Annotated in this window: 16 protein-coding genes and 1 tRNA gene; 16 read left to right on the top strand and 1 reads right to left on the bottom strand. The window is 40.6% G+C overall.

Annotation, left to right across the window (positions count from 1 at the left end; genetic code table 11):
* Positions 1 to 184 precede the first annotated feature (184 nt).
* Positions 185 to 970: an alpha/beta hydrolase gene (locus R1T16_RS11890; protein ID WP_317501327.1), complete on the bottom strand. Its 786-nt coding sequence runs from the start codon at positions 968 to 970 to the stop codon at positions 185 to 187.
* Positions 971 to 1377: 407 nt separating this feature from the next.
* On the opposite strand from R1T16_RS11890, the gene mraZ reads away from it, so the two are divergent.
* The 16 genes from mraZ to R1T16_RS11970 all read left to right on the top strand — a co-directional run bounded on the left by mraZ (position 1378) and on the right by R1T16_RS11970 (position 19301).
* Positions 1378 to 1851, top strand: coding sequence for a division/cell wall cluster transcriptional repressor MraZ (gene mraZ, locus R1T16_RS11895; RefSeq protein WP_317501328.1), 474 nt, complete (start codon positions 1378 to 1380; stop codon positions 1849 to 1851).
* On the top strand, positions 1829 to 2734 hold the full coding sequence (gene rsmH, locus R1T16_RS11900; protein ID WP_411162032.1) for a 16S rRNA (cytosine(1402)-N(4))-methyltransferase RsmH: 906 nt from the start codon (positions 1829 to 1831) through the stop codon (positions 2732 to 2734). Before mraZ ends, rsmH begins: the two co-directional genes overlap by 23 nt.
* A gap of 4 nt (positions 2735 to 2738) precedes the next feature.
* A complete protein-coding gene (locus tag R1T16_RS11905) occupies positions 2739 to 3086 on the top strand; it encodes an FtsL-like putative cell division protein (RefSeq protein WP_317501330.1) in 348 nt (115 codons plus the stop codon).
* Complete coding sequence (locus tag R1T16_RS11910) at positions 3077 to 5080, top strand: penicillin-binding protein (protein WP_317501331.1); 2004 nt, start codon at positions 3077 to 3079, stop codon at positions 5078 to 5080. Before R1T16_RS11905 ends, R1T16_RS11910 begins: the two co-directional genes overlap by 10 nt.
* Positions 5080 to 6540 (top strand): UDP-N-acetylmuramoyl-L-alanyl-D-glutamate--2,6-diaminopimelate ligase, encoded by a 1461-nt coding sequence (locus tag R1T16_RS11915; RefSeq protein ID WP_317501332.1) that lies wholly within the window; start codon positions 5080 to 5082, stop codon positions 6538 to 6540. The genes R1T16_RS11910 and R1T16_RS11915 overlap by 1 nt, the downstream gene beginning before the upstream one ends.
* Positions 6541 to 6547: 7 nt before the next feature.
* On the top strand, positions 6548 to 7783 hold the full coding sequence (gene mraY, locus R1T16_RS11920) for a phospho-N-acetylmuramoyl-pentapeptide-transferase (protein ID WP_317501333.1): 1236 nt from the start codon (positions 6548 to 6550) through the stop codon (positions 7781 to 7783).
* A gap of 7 nt (positions 7784 to 7790) precedes the next feature.
* Positions 7791 to 9122 carry a UDP-N-acetylmuramoyl-L-alanine--D-glutamate ligase gene (murD, locus tag R1T16_RS11925; RefSeq protein ID WP_317501334.1) on the top strand — a complete coding sequence of 444 codons (1332 nt, stop codon included), beginning with the start codon at positions 7791 to 7793 and terminating at the stop codon, positions 9120 to 9122.
* Positions 9123 to 9236: 114 nt separating this feature from the next.
* A complete protein-coding gene (locus R1T16_RS11930) occupies positions 9237 to 10571 on the top strand; it encodes an FtsW/RodA/SpoVE family cell cycle protein (protein ID WP_317501335.1) in 1335 nt (444 codons plus the stop codon).
* Between the two features lie 99 nt (positions 10572 to 10670).
* The gene (gene murG, locus R1T16_RS11935) at positions 10671 to 11762 is read left to right on the top strand and encodes an undecaprenyldiphospho-muramoylpentapeptide beta-N-acetylglucosaminyltransferase (protein ID WP_317501336.1); all 1092 of its coding nucleotides are present in this window, start codon (positions 10671 to 10673) and stop codon (positions 11760 to 11762) included.
* Between the two features lie 132 nt (positions 11763 to 11894).
* Positions 11895 to 13244, top strand: a complete 1350-nt coding sequence (murC, locus tag R1T16_RS11940) for a UDP-N-acetylmuramate--L-alanine ligase (RefSeq protein ID WP_317501337.1) — start codon at positions 11895 to 11897, stop codon at positions 13242 to 13244.
* Entirely contained in the window at positions 13231 to 13953 is a 723-nt protein-coding gene (locus R1T16_RS11945; RefSeq protein WP_317501338.1) for a cell division protein FtsQ, read from the top strand. The genes murC and R1T16_RS11945 overlap by 14 nt, the downstream gene beginning before the upstream one ends.
* A gap of 5 nt (positions 13954 to 13958) precedes the next feature.
* Positions 13959 to 15371, top strand: coding sequence for a cell division protein FtsA (gene ftsA, locus R1T16_RS11950; protein WP_317501339.1), 1413 nt, complete (start codon positions 13959 to 13961; stop codon positions 15369 to 15371).
* Between the two features lie 10 nt (positions 15372 to 15381).
* On the top strand, positions 15382 to 17367 hold the full coding sequence (gene ftsZ, locus R1T16_RS11955) for a cell division protein FtsZ (RefSeq protein ID WP_317501340.1): 1986 nt from the start codon (positions 15382 to 15384) through the stop codon (positions 17365 to 17367).
* Between the two features lie 87 nt (positions 17368 to 17454).
* On the top strand, positions 17455 to 17904 hold the full coding sequence (locus R1T16_RS11960) for a GatB/YqeY domain-containing protein (protein WP_317501341.1): 450 nt from the start codon (positions 17455 to 17457) through the stop codon (positions 17902 to 17904).
* Between the two features lie 79 nt (positions 17905 to 17983).
* A tRNA-Arg gene (locus R1T16_RS11965) sits at positions 17984 to 18057 on the top strand.
* Positions 18058 to 18650: 593 nt separating this feature from the next.
* Positions 18651 to 19301: a hypothetical protein gene (locus R1T16_RS11970; protein ID WP_317501342.1), complete on the top strand. Its 651-nt coding sequence runs from the start codon at positions 18651 to 18653 to the stop codon at positions 19299 to 19301.
* The last annotated feature ends 49 nt before the right edge of the window (positions 19302 to 19350 follow it).

The raw sequence follows: 19350 nt of genomic DNA on the forward strand, positions 1-19350 counted from the left end.
CGGTAAATATTTTTAGGCTGAATTTTAAAGTGTCGGCCTCTGATAATCTCTAATTTAGTAAGGTCGATCCATCATTCGTCTAAATTAGTACAATTTAGAGCCTATTGTCCCCACAATTTACCACCAGCAAAAAGCCCCGAATAGTGCTACCCGGGGCTTTTTTATCCGGCGTATGCCGTAAGTACTATTCTTCTGTTAAGAGATGGTGTGCTGTGTCCAGCTTTTTAAGCCATTCGTGCATAAGTCGGTTGAACTCATCAGGATGCTCCATCATGGCAGCATGTCCGCATTTGTCTATCCAATAAAGTGCAGAGTTAGGTAATAGCTTATGGAAATCTTCGGCAACATCAGGTGGTGTTACATTATCGTTTTTACCCCAGATAATGCAGGTTGGAACGTGCATTTTCGGCAGGTCTTTTGCCATATTGTGGCGTATGGCGCTTTTTGCAATAGTAAGTGTTTTGATGAGCTTGATCCTGTCGTTTGCCATGGCATATACTTCATCTACGATTTCTTTTGTAGCGATAGCCGGATCATAAAATACAGCTTCAGCCTTCTTTTGTATATAGTCATAGTCGCCCCTTCGTGGATAACTGTCGCCCATAGCGCTTTCATAAAGCCCTGAACTTCCTGTTATTATAAGACCCATCATTTTTTCCGGGTACATTTTGGTATGGTAAAGTGCTATATGGCCGCCAAGCGAGTTGCCAAGCAATATAACCCTGTCAAAACCTTTGTACGTAATAAAATCTTTAACCCATCGGGCGAACGCTTTTACATTGGTCTTTAAAATACTCTGTGTATATATTGGTAATTCGGGTATAACTACCTTGTAGCCTTGCTGAGGGAAGTAGTTAGCTACGCCGTCAAAGTTACTGAGGCCACCCATCAATCCGTGCAGGATGATTATCGGGGTGCCTTCACCGGCTTCGTAATATGTGTATTTGCCGTCTTTTTTTGTAGTGTGCATGTCGTGGTCTAAACAAATTGTATTATCGCAAATATAGGATATTCTCTGCTAAAAAGAATTTTACTACATGATATTTGGGTTATTTTTTAACCTTTGCGCTTTTTTAATGGAGGGGGTGCTGGACAGTGTCAAAATTTACGTTCGGTAAGTTTTTTATTGTTATTAACAATTTTTGTGACTTTTTTATTTTCTGCATCGTCAATGTTAAGATTTCTTAAAAAAATATAAACCTTTTAGTATTCTTTTGAATATCCCGAAAATTCTCTAAAATCTGAGTTTTAGTGAATGTAAGACTTTTTTTTCAGGTGGTGGCAAAAGTGTGAAACTTATCAACAAAGTGGTGTAAAGTGGTATAAAGTGGTAAAATATATCTATATTTGCTTTGTAATCTCTATAAACCTAACTGCTTGAATACCATTATAGGAACATACGAATGCAAGGTAGATTCGAAGGGAAGGCTAATGTTGCCTGCTCCTTTGAAGAAGCAGCTGCATGCCGGCCTTGAAGATGGTTTTGTGCTGAAACGCTCGGTTTTTCAGCCATGTCTTGAGTTGTATCCTATGGCGGAATGGAACAAGATGATGCAAAAAATAAACAAGCTTAACCGTTTCATAAAAAAGAATAATGACTTTATCAGGAGGTTTACCGCCGGAGTTAAAGTAATTGAAATTGATGCTACGGGCAGGCTGCTTATTCCTAAAGATCTTTTTGTGTTTGCTGAAATGGATAAAGATATTGTGCTTTCATCTGCAGTAAATATTGTTGAGATATGGGATAAGGATAAATACGAGAAGTCTATTGACGATTCGGTAGTGGATTTTGCAGATTTAGCAGAAGAGGTAATGGGTAATTTAATGGATGACGAAGATGGAATATCATAACCCTGTTTTATTAAAAGAAACGGTTGACGGGCTTAACATAAAACCTGATGGAATATATGTTGATGTAACCTTTGGTGGTGGGGGCCACTCAAAGGAAATAATGAAAAGGCTTGGGCCAAACGGAAAATTGTTTGGCTTTGATCAGGATGAAGATGCGCAGGCGAACATTATAGATGATGAACGTTTTGTGCTGATACCGGAAAACTTCAGGTTCATCAAAAGGTTTCTTCGTTTTCATGGCGTGAAGGCTGTAGATGGTGTTCTTGCTGATCTTGGTGTTTCTTCCCACCAGTTTGATGTGCCGGAACGTGGTTTTTCTACACGTTTTGAAGCAGAGCTGGATATGAGGATGAGTAAAAAGAATGAGCTTAATGCTTTTGTGGTGATCAATGACTATGAAGAGGCTGATATAAAAAGGGTTCTTTTTGATTATGGTGAGCTTAAAAATGGTGGTGCCATGGCGCATGTGATAGTGGAAGCCAGAAAAGAAGCGCCTATAAAAAATAGCGAACAGCTTAAAAAAGTATTGTCCAGGTTTTTACCAGGGCACAAGAGTAATAAGATATTGGCGCAGATCTATCAGGCGATACGTATAGAGGTGAACCAGGAGATGGACGTGTTAAGGGAGTTTTTGGAACAGTCGCTTGAAATACTGAATGTAGGGGGAAGGCTTAGTGTTATCTCGTATCATTCTTTAGAAGACAGGCTGGTAAAACGCTTTATGAGAAACGGAATGTTTGAGGGTGAGCCGGAGCGTGATATGTTTGGCAATTTTGAGGTTCCTTTTAAAAGTATAGAAAAGCTGATCATTCCAACAGATGAGGAGATAGCTATAAATAACAGGGCACGTAGTGCAAAATTAAGGGTAGCAGAAAAAAAATAAGAATATGAAGGGCGGGGTAATTAATCTATTAAAGGCAAAATATCTTGTAGACCAGGGGTCTATGAGAAACTGGCGTTTTATAGTTTTTCTTATCATGATGTGTATGATTATGATTGCCAACTCTCATAACTACGAGCAAAAGTTGTTCAAGATAACAGCAATGGAAACACAGGTAAAGGAGCTTCGGTCTGAATTTGTGTATATGCGCTCTAAGCTGATGGAGCTTAAGATGGAATCTACGGTTTCACGTAAGATGGAAGAGCGACAAATTTTTCCGTCGTCTGTTCCTCCACGAAAAATTGAAGTTGTAAAAGAAGAAGATAAAGGATTTTTTGAAAAGCTATGGCAGTAGATAACGATAAAAAGATGTCGTACAGGATATACCTGGTAGCCTTCGCAATTTTTGTGATGGCTATTCTTGTTACTGTAAAGCTTGCTAACATACAGTGGGTTGAAGGCGATTATTACCGCCAGCTTGCAAAAGACCGTACTGTTAAAAACAAGACAATACCTGCAAACAGGGGTAATGTGTATTCTGCTGACGGAAGTCTGCTTGCCACATCGATACCTGACTATAAAGTGCGCTTTGATGCTGTAGCGCCAAGCGGTGAGAACTTTAATAAATACCTTGAGCCGCTTGCCGATTCGCTTTCTGTGATGTTTGGTAAGCCTTCTGAAGAGTATTATAATGAGCTTAAAAGGGCAAGGGCTAAGAAAAACAGGTATTTTCTTGTGGCACGCGACCTTAGCTTTACAGAATATATGCGCATTAAGAGCTTTCCACTATTTAATCTTGGAGCTTTTAAAGGTGGAATTATAACTGAACAAAGGACAATACGCGAGCATCCTATAGGTAAAATTGCAGAGCGAACCATTGGTTATGAAAGGGTAAACTTTAATGGAGAAAATCTTGAGGTGGGTATAGAAGGAGCTTTTGCTAAATACCTTAATGGTAAAGATGGTAAAAGGCTAATGCAGAAGATCGCCAAGAACCAGTGGAAACCGATAAGTGATAACAATGAGGTTGAACCTGTAGACGGGCTTGACATAGTTTCCACTATAGATGTTTACATTCAGGATATTGCACACCACGCATTGCTTAAGCAGTTGGAGCATTATGAAGCAGATCATGGTTGTGTTGTGGTTATGGAAACCAAGACTGGCTACATAAAAGCAATTTCTAACCTGGGCAGGAATACAGATGGGTCGTATTATGAAACGATAAATTATGCAGTTGCAGAATCTCAGGAGCCGGGATCTACCTTTAAGCTTGCCGGATTAATATCGCTGCTTGAAGATAAAAAAGTAGATACGAGTAAGGTATATGACTGCAGGGGGGGTGATATAACTTACTTTAACCGCCATGTTCGTGATTCTAAAAAAGGAGGATATGGAAAGGTGTCGCTGGCAAGAGGTTTTGAACTTTCGTCTAACACAGTGCTTGTTCAGGCAGTATATGAGAATTATAAGGATAACCCGCAGGAGTTTGTAGACCATCTTAACGCATTTGGTTTAAACAATAAACTGGGTATCTCAATAATTGGTGAAGGTAAACCAAGGATTCCCCAGCCGCAGGACAAAAGCTGGTCAAGGCTGTCATTGCCATGGATGGGATTTGGTTACGGGCTTAAGCTTACGCCGCTGCAAACATTGTGTTTATATAATGCAGTAGCAAATAATGGCGAGATGGTAAAACCGCTTTTTGTACAGGAAATCAAGGAGTGGGACAGAACAGTTAAAAAATTTAATAAAGAAGTCATTAACCCTAAGATATGTTCGCAGGCAACCATAAACAAGGTAAAGGCAGTTATGGAAAATGTGGTCAAAAAAGGTACAGGTTCAAAACTGTATTCGCCCGATTTTTCTATGGCAGGCAAAACAGGAACGGCGCAAGTTAATTATGGTAAAGGTAAAGGTGATGAAATGTATTACTCATCGTCATTTGCGGGATATTTCCCGGCCGATAAGCCGCAGTATTCGTGTATTGTCGTAATACACAAGCCTAGCAGAAGCAAAGGTATTTATGGCGCAGATGTATCGGGTCCTGTATTTAAAAGGATCGCACAAAAAATATTTACTGATGTGCCGTCAAGCAACAAGGTAAAAAAACTGGATAAAAAAATAAAGACACAGGAAGACCTGTATGCTTCGTACTATGATAAGGAAGCAAAAGTGGGTAATGCTGTGCCTAATATAATTGGGATGAGCGGTATGGATGCTGTAGCCCTGCTGGGTAACATGGGACTAAAAGTTCAGGTTATAGGCGCAGGCAAAGTAAAAAAGCAATCGCTTAAACCGGGAGAGGCAATTGGTAAGAATCAAACAATAATACTGGAGTTATCGTGATGATGTTAAGAGACATATTATACAGGGTATCTATAGAGGCGGTGAAAGGCGCTACAGATGTTGCTGTGGATAAAATTGAGTTTGATTCACGCCTTGTAAAAGGCGGCGATGTGTTTGTGGCTATTCGTGGCACATTGAGCGATGGACATTCTTTTATTGAAAAAGCATTAAGCATGGGAGCGGCAGCTGTAGTGTGTGAAGAAATGCCGGATGAAACAATTGAGGGCATCACTTATATACAGGTTAAAAGTTCAAGTGCTGCACTGGCGCACATGGCGGCAAATTATTACGGTAACCCGTCTCATAATGTTAGGCTGGTAGGTATTACCGGTACTAATGGTAAAACGACCATAGCGTCATTGTTATATCAGCTATTTAAAAATGCAGGATATAAAACAGGGCTGTTAAGTACTGTAAAGATACTTGTTGATACTAAAGAATATAAGGCTACACATACTACTCCTGACTCACTTACTATAAATAAGTATCTGAAAGAGATGGAAGAAGCAGGCTGCGAGTACTGCTTTATGGAGGTGAGCTCTCACGGTATTCACCAGAACAGGACTGCGGGTCTTGAGTTTGCCGGGGGTGTGTTTACCAATCTGTCTCATGATCACCTGGATTACCACAGCTCCTTTGCAGAGTACAGGGATGTTAAGAAAAGGTTCTTTGACGAATTGCCAAAAGGTTCTTTCGGGCTTGTAAACGTAGATGATAAGAATGGTCTTATTATGCTGCAGAATACAAAAGCTAAAAAGCTTACGTACGCACTTAAGACCTATGCCGATTACAAAGCCCAAATATTGGAAAACCAACTGTCAGGTTTGCTGCTTAAAATTAATGAACAGGAAGTTTGGGTAAAACTAATAGGGACTTTCAATGCGTACAACCTTTTGGCTATTTATGCCACGGCTGTAAACTTAGGTCTCGAAAGTGTAGAAGTTTTGCGGCTGATGAGTGAACTTGAGAGTGTTTCTGGCAGATTCCAGTTTATTATAAGCGACTCTAAAGTAACAGCAATTGTGGATTATGCCCACACGCCTGATGCGCTTGAAAACGTATTAAGTACAATAGAAAATATCCGCACCAGGAATGAACAGCTGATCACGGTTGTAGGCTGCGGCGGTGACAGGGACAAAACAAAACGCCCGGTCATGGCGCACATAGCTTCAAGTATGAGTGATAAAGCCATCTTTACTTCAGATAATCCGCGAAGCGAAGTGCCTGAGGATATTATTGAAGACATGGAAAAGGGTGTTGAGCCCCAAAACTATAAAAAGACACTTGCAGTGGTAGACAGGAAACAGGCTATTAAGATTGCCTGCCAGCTGGCAAGGCCAAATGATATTATACTTATTGCCGGTAAAGGCCATGAGACGTACCAGGAAATTAAAGGGGAGCGCTTTCACTTTGATGATATGGAGACAGTAAAAGAAATTTTAGACCAATTAAACAAATAGCGGAGATATGCTGTATTATTTATTTGAATATTTAGACAAACATTTAGATGTGCCGGGCACAGGGGTGTTTCAGTACATTACATTCCGTTCAGGGCTGGCAATCATCTTGTCGCTGCTTATCTCTACAGTTTTTGGTAAAAAGATAATCAACTTCCTTAGAAAGCAACAAGTGGGTGAAACTGTGCGCGAGCTTGGTCTTGAAGGCCAGTCTCAAAAGGCAGGTACTCCTACAATGGGAGGTCTTATCATTATCATTTCTACGCTTATCCCGGTAATACTGCTTGCAAAACTGGATAATATCTATGTGATGCTGCTTATAATTACCACATTGTGGATGGGTACCATCGGTTTTATAGACGATTACATCAAGATATTCAAAAAAGATAAAGAAGGGCTTAAAGGAAAATTTAAAGTTGTAGGGCAGGTAGGCCTTGGGCTTATTGTTGGGTACATTCTTTACTTCCATCCATCGGTTACAGTAAGAACAGATACAGGTAAAGTTAATATCTACAGCCAGCAGGCAGCGGGTGTTAATGTTATCTCTCAGGGTGGGCAGGAGGAGAAGTCTACAGCGACGACTATTCCGTTCTTTAAGAATAATGAGTTTGATTATGCTGAGCTGCTTTCGTGGGCAGGTGATGGCTATAAAGATTATGCATGGCTGATATTCATCCCGATCGTGATCTTTATCATCACGGCGGTATCTAACGGCGCAAACCTTACCGATGGTATAGATGGCCTCGCCGCGGGTACATCGGCAATTGCCGTACTCGCCCTCGGAATCTTTGCCTTTGTGTCTGGTAACATCATATTCTCAAATTACCTGAATATAATGTACATCCCTAATTCGGGAGAAATGACAGTATACATAACGGCATTTGTAGGTTCGCTCATTGGGTTTCTCTGGTACAATACCTATCCGGCAACGGTGTTTATGGGAGATACAGGGAGTTTGACCATAGGTGGAATCATTGCGGTGCTTGCCATTGCTGTTAGAAAAGAATTACTGATACCCGTACTATGCGGTATCTTCCTGGCAGAAAACCTTTCGGTAGTGCTTCAGGTAGGGTATTTTAAATATACAAAGAAAAAATTTGGAGAAGGAAGAAGGATATTTTTAATGTCGCCGCTCCACCATCATTACCAGAAGAAAGGCTATCATGAAAGCAAGATCGTAACGCGTTTTTGGATTGTAGCCATATTATTGGCCATATTTTCACTTGTATCCTTAAAATTAAGATAGAAAGCCTATGAGACTAGTTGTACTTGGCGGAGGGGAAAGCGGTGTTGGTACTGCCATCCTTGGAAAGAAAAAAGGGTATGACGTGTTCATCTCTGATTTTGGTAAGATAAAAAACAATTACAAAGAAGTTCTTGCACTTAATAAACTGGATTGGGAAGAAGAAAAGCATACGGAGGAATTGATCCTTAATGCTGATATAGTGATGAAAAGCCCGGGTATTCCTGATAAGTCGCCAATTGTAAAAGCGATTAAAGAAAAAGGGATCCCGGTAATATCTGAAATTGAATTTGCGTACCAGTTTCTTGAAGTAAATACGATAGGAATAACCGGGAGCAACGGAAAAACAACAACAACCCTGCTAACGCACCATTTGCTAAAACAGGGAGGCCTTAATGTAGGCTTGGCGGGAAATATAGGGAAAAGCTTTGCCTGGCAGGTTGCCGAAAATAAGCACGAGGGATATGTACTTGAGTTAAGCAGCTTTCAGCTGGACGGTATCGAAAAATACAGGCCGCATATTGCTGTGATAACAAACATAAGCCCTGATCACCTGGATCGCTACGAATACAAATATGAATTGTACATAGCAGCAAAATTCAGGATTACAATGAACCAGACTGAAGATGACTTTTTGATCTATGATGCAGATGACGAGGCGATAGCAGAATGGTTAGAAAAAAATTCGGTTAGGGCACAAAAGATTCCGTTCTCTCTTACTAGAGAAATAGAAAACGGAGTTTATTTTAAAGAAGACACTATTATCAGCAATATAAATAAAGACCAATTTACCATGTCAACAAACGAACTGTCATTAGAAGGAAAACACAATGTTAAGAATGCCATGGCAGCAACAGCTATTGCGCAGATTATGCGCATCAGGAAAGAGACAATAAGAGAGAGTCTTTCTAATTTTCAGGGTGTTGAACACCGTTTGGAAAATGTACTTAAGATACAGAATGTACAGTACATAAACGACAGTAAAGCAACAAATATAAACTCAACATTTTATGCCCTGGACAGCATGAAAACACCAACGGTGTGGATTGTGGGTGGTGTTGATAAAGGTAACGACTACAGCGAGCTTATGCAGCTGGTAAGGGAAAAGGTGAAAGCGATAGTGTGCCTGGGTGTGGACAACCACAAGATCATGGATGCGTTTAGCAACGTGGTAGATGTGATGGTAGAAACATCGAGCATGCAGGAGGCTGTAAAAGTGGCCCAGAAACTTGCCGAAAAAGGAGATACAGTACTGTTGTCTCCGGCATGCGCAAGCTTTGACCTGTTTGATAATTATGAAGAACGCGGAAAGCAATTTAAGAACGCAGTTCAGAATTTATAAAAAATCGCTTGCTCTGTCATTCTGAGCGAAGTGTAAAGGAGTAGAAGAATCTCCTGCTAATGATAGTTGAGCTTTCTTCTCTTCAAAATGACACGAAAATAAAGAACAAAAACGATGAAAGAATTAATCAATAACCTGAAGGGAGACAAAGGCGTCTGGTCGTTTGTGATGCTGCTTGCCCTTATCTCGTTCATGCCGGTTTTCAGCGCAAGTACAAACCTTGTGTATGTTATCGGTAAAGGATCTACGATTGGTTACCTGGTTAAGCACCTTGTGCATATTTTCATTGGTTTTGGCCTTATATATTTTGTACACAAAGTTCCTTATCATTATTACAAAGGAATATCTCAGATAGCATTGCCTATAGTAGGATTGCTGTTGGTGTATACGTTCTTTCAGGGTACGGTGATAGACGGCGCAAATGCCAGCCGATGGATTAAAGTGCCTTTTATCGGGGTTACATTCCAGACATCTGCATTGGCATCTATAGTTCTTATGATCTATGTTGCGCGCTACCTTGCTAAAATGGAGGGTAAAGAAATAACATTTAAAGGTTCGCTCCTTGAATTATGGGCTCCGGTGTTTATTATACTGGCGCTGATATTGCCAGCCAACTTTTCTACCGCTGCGCTTATTTTTTCGATGGTGTCTATGCTGGTGTTTATAGGTGGTTACCCGCTGCGCTATTTAGGAACAATTATAGGTGCAGGTGTACTTTTCCTTGTGCTTTTTGTTGGTTTTGCAATGAAATTTCCTGATGCTATGCCAAACAGGGTAGATACCTGGATGAACCGTATAGAACGTTTTTCGTCTGACGAACCTAACGAAGATGATTACCAAATAGAGAAAGCAAAAATTGCCATTGCGACAGGGCAGATATATGGGTTAGGTCCGGGCAAGAGCGTTCAGAAGAATTTTCTGCCGCAGTCATCTTCCGATTTTATCTTCGCTATTATAGTTGAAGAGTACGGGTTAGCAGGTGGATTGGCGGTACTGACCTTATACTTGATGTTGTTCTTCAGGTTTTTAGTAACGGCGCATAAAGCGAAGTCGCTATTTGGAAAACTTATTATTGTTGGGCTTGGATTTCCTATTATATTTCAGGCACTTATAAATATGGGGGTAGCGGTCGAGCTGCTTCCGGTAACAGGCCAAACGTTACCGCTTATCAGTAGCGGTGGTAGTTCGGTATGGATGACCTGTATTTCGATAGGAATCATAATTAGTGTTACCAAAAAAGAAGAAGAAATAGCACAGGAAATAGCTGAGAAGGAAGAACGCGAAGCAGCACTGCAGCGCATGATAGACGAACACATAACAAGGGAACAACAGGAAGAAGAAGCAAAAGCTTTAGCTGATGATGAAGACGAAAAGCAATCAGCACAGCCTGCAGCCTTTTCAATAGAGGACAGGTCTAAAAACCCGATGAGTGCTGTGTTTGGTAAATAGTGATCAGTGGATTGTCCGATGTCGGAAGTCCGAAGTTATAAAATAAAGTTGCTCACTCCCCTCTCCTTTGGAGAGGGGTTGGGGGTGAGGTAAAAAGGGATGAGTAAAAAAAAATTCATATTAAGCGGTGGCGGTACAGGCGGGCATATTTATCCGGCCGTAGCGATTGCCAATGAATTAAGGGAAAGGTTTCCGGATAGTGAGATACTTTTTGTAGGTGCCAGCGATAAGATGGAAATGCAAAAAGTGCCACAGGCAGGATATAAGATCATTGGTTTATGGATTGCAGGCATACAAAGAAGGCTAACGCTGGATAATGCTATGTTTCCGCTAAAGCTTATGAGTAGCCTGGTAAAGTCAAGAAAAATTGTAAAAGATTTTAAACCGGATGCAGTAATAGGTACAGGGGGCTTTGCAAGCGGCCCGTTATTAAGGGCAGCAGCAGGGTTAGGAGTGCCAACAGTTATACAGGAGCAGAATTCGTATCCGGGGATAACAAACAAATGGCTTTCAAAAAAAGCAAAAAAGATATGTGTTGCCTACGATAATCTTGAGCGTTTTTTTCCTGCTGAGAAGATAGTGTTTACAGGAAACCCTGTAAGAAGCGATATACTGGATGTAGAAGGTAATAGAAAAGAAGCAATAGAACGTTTTAAGCTTGATCCTGCTAAAAAGACAGTATTAGTCTTGGGTGGCAGCCTTGGTTCGCGAAGGATAAATCAGCTCATAGCAAAAGAACTTACATGGTTGTTGGCCCAAAATGTACAGGTAATATGGCAGTGCGGTAAGTTTTATTTTGAAGAGTACAAAAGCTACGGCGACAAAGAGGGTGTTCAGGTGCTTTCATTTATAGACAGGATGGATCTTGTGTATGCTGCTGCAGATTTTGTGATCTCACGATCAGGGGCATCATCGGTTTCAGAACTATGTTTAGTAGGCAAGCCGGTTATTTTTATTCCGTCGCCTAATGTAGCTGAAGACCACCAGACAAAAAATGCACAGGCTATCGTAGATAAAGAAGGTGCACTGCTGCTTAAGGAAGTGCAGCTTGATACACAGTTTCAACCGGTGTTTTCTGACTTGCTTTCCAACCCAGACAAACAGCATAAGCTGGGAGAGAATATAAAAAAACTGGCAAAAGCAAATGCTACTAAAGACATAGTTGAAGAGATAGTGAAGTTGATCAAGTAGGTGCTGAGTGGCTAAGGAGCTAAGGTTTTGAGGTAAAAGTGTGGAAGCAAATAATAGAAATGTGCTATGTATTAAGGTAGCGGGAAACCAGTAACCTAAACTACTCAGTAGCTAAGAAACTTAAAAAGAATAATGGACTTAAACCAAATACATAACGTCTATTTTGTGGGTATAGGAGGCATCGGAATGAGTGCCCTGGCCCGCTATTTTAAATTTATAGGCAAAAATGTGGCCGGTTATGATAAAACGCCTACTCATCTTACCGATGAGCTTAAGGCAGAAGGAATAGCTATTCATTTTGATGATAAGGTTGAGCTGATAGCGCTTCCGTTCCTGAATAAAGAGAATACACTGGTTGTTGTTACGCCTGCAGTTCCTAAAAACCATTTGCAATGGAATTATTTCCTGCAAAATGGATTTGAAGTTAAAAAACGTGCGGAGGTTTTAGGTATAATAACAAAAGATACCTACTGCTTTGCAGTGGCAGGTACACATGGTAAAACAACCACCTCAAGCATTTTAGGCCACGTTTTATATGAAAGCGGGCTTGATGTTACTGCGTTTTTAGGCGGTATTGTAGAGAACTACAACTCTAACCTAATTGGCAGCGGTAAAACGATAACCGTTGTAGAGGCAGATGAATTTGACCGATCGTTCCTGCACCTGCATCCTGACATGGCCTGCATTACATCTATGGATGCCGACCATCTTGATATTTATGGCGATACAGCTGCTATAGAAGCGACCTTCAGGGAGTTTGCAGATAAGGTATCAGATAAAAACCATTTGTTTGTTACCAATGGCCTTCCGTTAGAGGGTATAACTGTTGGTGTTAATGAGGGGCAGTTTTCGGCAGTAAACATACGCATAGAAAACGGATGGTATTTGTTTGATGTGGTAACACCATACGAAACAATAACCGACGTGAAATTTGCACTTCCGGGGCATCATAACCTTACTAATGCGCTTCTTGCATTTGCAATGGCAAGGACTTATGGTGTGGAAAGTAATGATATTAAAAGGGCGCTTGCATCTTTTAAAGGGGTAAAGAGAAGATTTTCATACCAGATAAAAAAACAAGGATTGGTGTATATAGATGATTATGCACACCATCCTACAGAAATAAATGCGGTGTACCAGGCGGTTACAGAATTGTATCCGAAGGAGAAAGTGCTTGCTGTTTTTCAGCCGCACCTTTTCAGCCGCACGAGGGATTTTGCCGACGGATTTGCTAAAAGCCTGTCTGCATTTGAGAACATAGTGCTGCTGGATATATATCCGGCACGCGAACTGCCGATGGAAGGGATCACTTCTAAATGGCTGTTGGATAAAATAGAAAACCCAAACAAAAAACTGGTTTCAAAAACCGATTTGCTATCGCTTTTAAAGCTGACCGATGCAACGGTAATTGTAACGATTGGAGCGGGTGATATAGGGGAGATGGTACCGCAGATTAAGACGATTTTAGATGAAAAAAATTAAGTGGAATGACGTAAGGCTGGTGCTTATTTTAGGCGCCGTGATTTTCCTGTATTCTTTCTCATCAAAACGAAATGACAACAGGAAGTTAAAAGAGGCAAATATTGAGTTTGCACAGGCTGAGGACTTTATAACGCACGAGAAAGTTAATAACTTGTTGATACAAAATTTTGGGAGTATACAAAGCATTCGAAAAGATAAATTAGATTTGAATAGCGTGGAAAAATCCCTTGACAAAAACCCAATGATTGACAAGGCAGAGGTTTACGCTACGGTAGATGGTAAACTTAAAGCGAAAATTTCGCAGAGGAAGCCTGTTGCCAGAATTTTTCTAGGGGAAGAATCATATTACATCGATTACAGGGGAGATAAAATGCCGTTGTCTGAAACATACACTGCGAGGGTGCCTATCGTAACCGGGCAAGTAAGCAGTGTAGAGAAGAAAAGACTTCACGAACTGCTCAATTACATCAACGATGATGTGTTTTTAACGAAGAACATCATTGGGATAGATATAACCCCTGGTGGCAGTTTTAAAATGAAAAGCAGAAATCATGATTTCGAAATTTTATTTGGCAGGCCGATAAACGTTGAAAAGAAATTTAATAATTATAAGGCGTTCCTCCAGAATGCAGCAAAAGATACACTGGTAAAACAGTACAAAACAATAAATCTGAAATTTACACAACAGGTTGTGTGCACCAAAAAATAGGGGTTATGGAAAAAGACAGCATTGCAGTAGGTTTAGATATCGGGACGACAAAGATTGTTGCGATGATAGGCAGGAAAAATGAATACGGGAAACTGGAGATACTTGGTGTCGGAAAATCCAAAAGCCTTGGTGTGGCCAGAGGTGTCGTAAATAATATTACACAAACAATACAGTCTATACAGCAGGCGGTACTGGAGGCCGAAGCAGATAGCGGATACAAAATTAACGACGTGGTGGTGGGTATTGCAGGGCAGCACATCCGCAGTATTCAGCACAGCGATTATATAAGCAGGAATAATCCTGAAGAGGTAATAGGCGATGCAGATATTGATTTGCTTATTAACCAGGTGCACAAGCTGGCAATGCTGCCGGGGGAAGAAATTATCCACGTACTGCCGCAGGAGTTTAAGATTGACGGACAGAACGAGATAAAAGAACCTATCGGAATGTATGGCGGCAGGCTGGAAAGCAGCTTCCATGTAGTGGTAGGGCAGGCTTCGTCTATCCGCAATGTAGGCCGATGCATTAAGAGTTCAGGCCTTGATCTTTCAGGATTGACATTAGAACCATTGGCATCTGCCGATGCGGTATTGAGCCAGGAGGAAAAAGAAGCAGGTGTTGCGCTTATCGACATAGGTGGCGGAACTACAGACCTGGCGATCTTTAAAGATGGTATCATTCGCCATACGGCGGTTATACCTTTTGGAGGTAATGTAATTACAGATGACATCAAAGAAGGATGTTCTATTATAGAGAAACAGGCAGAATTGCTTAAAGTGAAATTTGGATCGGCATGGCCGGGAGAAAATAAAGACAACGAGATTGTTTCTATCCCGGGACTGAGAGGCCGCGAACCAAAAGAGATTTCGCTTAAAAACCTCTCTAAGATTATCCACGCGAGAGTGGTGGAGATTATAGAGCAGGTATTTGCAGAGATCAAAGCTTACGGGCATGAAGATCCACGCAAAAAGCTGATTGCAGGAATTGTTCTTACAGGAGGCGGCGCACAGCTTAAACATGTTAAGCAGCTGGTAGAATATATTACGGGTATGGATACAAGGATAGGTTATCCTAACGAGCACCTGGCTGGTAATTCTGATGAAGAAATTTCAAGTCCGCTATATGCAACAGCAGTAGGGCTTGTAATGAACAGCCTTCGTAATGATACCCAAAGCGCAACGCCACTGGTAGAATTGCAAAAACCGGTGGAGCAGCCGGTGTACAGGCAGCCGGTTATTAATACAGTTGTTGCTCCGGATCCTACGCAGCAGCTTTATGAAGAGGAAGAGGTGCTGGAAACTGTAACTGCAAAACAGCCTGAAAGAAATGTAGAGGAATCTACAGAGAAGAAAGTCAAAAAGTCATTTTTTGACAAGTATATTGATAAGATTAAAGATTTTTTAGATAACGCAGAATAAACCGATTGATATGATGAGCAACTCAGAATTTGGAAGCATTTCGTTTGATTTACCCAAAAATCAATCAAACGTGATCAAAGTAATTGGTGTTGGCGGAGGCGGAAGCAACGCGATAAACCACATGTTTAAGCAGGGAATCAAAGGTGTAGATTTTATTGTGTGCAATACAGATTCGCAGGCTTTGCAAAATAGCCCTGTGCCAAACAAAATACAGCTTGGTATCGACCTTACCGAAGGTCTTGGTGCCGGTGCAAACCCTGAAGTAGGGCAACAGTCTGCTTTAGAGAGTATAGAAGATATTGAGAAAATGCTGGATACTAATACCAAGATGATCTTTATTACGGCTGGTATGGGCGGTGGTACCGGTACTGGTGCAGCTCCTGTAATTGCACAGCTTGCTAAAGAGAGAGACATTCTTACGGTAGGTATTGTAACCATTCCTTTCCAGTTTGAAGGTAAGGTAAGGTCTGAACAGGCATTATCAGGTGTTGAAAGGCTTAGAAAACAGGTTGATTCGTTAATCGTTATCAATAATAATAAATTACGTGAAGTGTATGGTAACCTTGGTTTTAAAGCAGGGTTCTCTAAAGCGGACGAAGTGTTAGCAACTGCCTCAAGGGGTATTGCCGAAGTTATTACGCACCACTACACTCAGAATATTGACCTTAAGGATGCTAAGACAGTATTGTCTAACAGTGGTACTGCTATAATGGGGTCTGCTGTAGCGTCTGGAGATAATCGTGCAAAAGAAGCTATTGTTGATGCGCTGGATTCTCCGCTGCTTAACGATAACAAGATTACAGGTGCTAAAAACGTGCTATTGCTTGTGGTTTCGGGAACTAACGAAATCACTATTGACGAGATAGGAGAGATCAATGATCACATACAGTCTGAAGCAGGCCATAACGCTAACATCATTATGGGTGTTGGTGAAGATGAATCTCTTGGAGATGCTGTTGCAGTAACTATTATTGCTACAGGCTTTAATGTTGAGCAGCAAAATGAGATCGTTAACACAGAGCCTAAAAAGATAATCCACGCTCTTGAAGAAGGGCAGAGGCTTGTTCAGGATCTTAGCGCAAGAGCTACGGTATCTGTATTTAATCTTGCTGCACCTGTGGAACAGCCTAGAGCTGAAGTGAGACCGGAACCTGTTGTTGAAGAAAAGATTGTTTTTTCACTTGAGGAGGAGGTAGAGGAAAAAAAGCCGGTTGCTGAAGTTGCAGAAGTTGAACTTCCTTCTTCAGAATACATCAATAACCTTGACGTGTTTTTTGAGATCGTAGCGCCAGAGCCCGTAATTGTACCGGCACCTGTGGCTGTACCGCCTGTAGCTGAGGCTCCGGTGTTTGCAGAGATCAAAGATGTGAGGGAGATTGAAGTATTTGAACCGGAATTTGTAGTAGCTGCCAAAAAAGAAGAAGATCAATTTACTTTCTCTTTTGACCTGTCTACTGATAATATAAAGAGAGAAGAAAAAGTACTTTTCAGTCTTACAGAAGAAACGCGCGATATTAAGGTAGTTGAGCCTGTTCAGGTAGTTCCTGTAACCGAACTTAACGAGAACGGAATCGTGAGATATTCTCTTGAGGAATACCTAGAAAAAGAAAACGAACTTCTTGATTCAAAACCGGCAGCTAAAGTGGAAGAGCCAATTGCTCCTGAACTTAACCTGACGATGAAGACGTCTGTAGAGCCTGTTAAGCAAGTACAGGCTAACGAGGAATTGTCTCCGATGGAAATGACTATTGAAGAGACACTTCGTTTGAGAGCAGAGGAAAGAAGAAGAAAAATGAAGGAATTTAATTATAAGTTCCATAACAGTTCTTCAAGAGTAGACGAATTTGAAAAAGAACCGGCATATAAAAGGATGGGGATTGATTTAAACGACTCCCGTACAGACAATAGCAAATCACGCTTGTCTTTAGGAACAGATAGCAACGACGACTTACAGTTACGTTCTAACAACTCGTTCCTGCATGACAATGTAGATTAACTAACCCAAATGTGAACCTTTAGCCCGAAAATATTCTGTATTTTCGGGTTATTTTTTTATCTTCGCAGGCATATTAAAGCCAATATTATGAGTTTACAAAATGATATCATGGATGCCATCAAGACAGCCATGAAAGCAAAAGATACAGTGGCGTTAGAATCACTTAGGGCTGTTAAGTCGGCACTATTGCTTGCGCAGACAGAAACAGGCGCAAAGGAAGAGGTGTCTCCTGAAGAAGAAATGAAGCTGCTTCAAAGGCTGGTAAAGCAGCGTAAGGACAGTGCAAACATATATATTGAGCAAGGACGCCAGGATCTTGCTGATCCGGAACTTGAGCAGGCTGCCATCATAGAAAAATTTCTTCCTGCACAATTGACTGAAGAAGAAGTTGAAGCAGTAATAAAGAAAATTATAGCAGACAATGGTTTTGCAGGAATGGGAGATATGGGTAAAGTAATGGGTATAGCGTCTAAAGAGCTTGCCGGTACAGCCGACGGTAAAACCATCTCTAATGTCGTGAAAAAATCATTAGCATAATATCGTTAGGCGGTTAGATCTTTAGACTATTTTAAAGAAACGCTAAAGATCTGACAGTCTATAAATCAGAGTATGAATTGGCCTCATGGCTCAACTGGATAGAGCACTGGATTTCGGCTCCAGCGGTTGGGGGTTCGAATCCCTCTGGGGTCACGAATAAATAAAAAAGGTGGATAAAATACAGAGCTTGCTCTAAGTGTTTTATTCACCTTTTTCGTTTTCAAAGCAGATTGGAGTATGGCATATGTAATTCTTGCATGACACTAGCTATACAAATGTCTTGTTAACAACTTAGTTCGGAATTGCGACAATGTTTGATAAAGCTTATTTTAACGAAATAATGTGTTTTTGCGGGCCAGAATTCTTACTATGTTATATTTAATGATGAAAGGTAAAAAAAACGGTCAAGATGTTAATTTGTAAACATTTTATCTATATTTTTGACGCTTAAAATGAATTCGTTTCAAAATTTATTTTAACTGCCCCCTAAGTAAATTTGATTACTGTTCTTTGTTCTAAACCTGCAAAGAACTTTTTTTGAGGATGCCTTTTTGCGTTCTGTTTATAAAAAATAGGGTAGCCTAGCCTCCAGGGATATCTAAGTTAATTTTTATGAAAACCGTAAAACGGTTGCTGCATGTTGGTTTGATCATGAACATAGCAGATTTCAGTTCAGGACTTGTCCTGGGTGTATTTCTATGTTTTAAATCGATCATATATTCAGTTTGCTATTAATAAGACTTAAGATGAAAGCGTACGAAAAGGTATTTATTAGCTCCCTTGTGGTGCTGGCGGCAGTTCTCTATACTGAACTCAACAGGAAAGAGAATATTTTTCCTGAAAATATTAAGCACAAATCGGTATCCCGACATCCTTTGCCTGCTATAATGACAAGCAGCGGTGTTGACAGTGTTGCGATTAAGCAGCTGCTCCCTTTGTTCAAAATTAAAAAAGACGAATACGATCCTAACAGCATTATATACTACAGGGAAAAAAGTATTCCTGATCTATGCCACGGTAATGCTGCATACTGTTATTTTGAACAGGTTAACAACGTTGCAGGCAATCTTAGATTTTGTTTTCAGGTACAGACTAATGAATGGATGTTCATAAAAAAGTGCCAATTTTTGGTTGATGGTATTCCTTATGAATATTATCCGGAGAATTTAGAGTATTATCCGGGAGACAAGGCGAAAGTATGCGAGTGGTTTGATGATTCGGTAAATGAAAACAACATAAGAATTATAAAAGCTGTGAGTACCGCAGCCGATGTAAAAGTTAAAATTACAGGCAGGCATAATCATACCATTATTTCAATTCCACAGAATCAGATTAAATCAATATTTAATACGTTATCCCTTTTTATTGCATTGAACGGTAATGATCATTCTTCATGATTTTTAACTACGTAAACAAATAAAACAGGCTCCCAATTTGAGAGCCTGT

The organism is Flavobacterium sp. DG1-102-2, from assembly GCF_033042555.1.
Taxonomy (GTDB): Bacteria; Bacteroidota; Bacteroidia; order Flavobacteriales; family Flavobacteriaceae; genus Flavobacterium.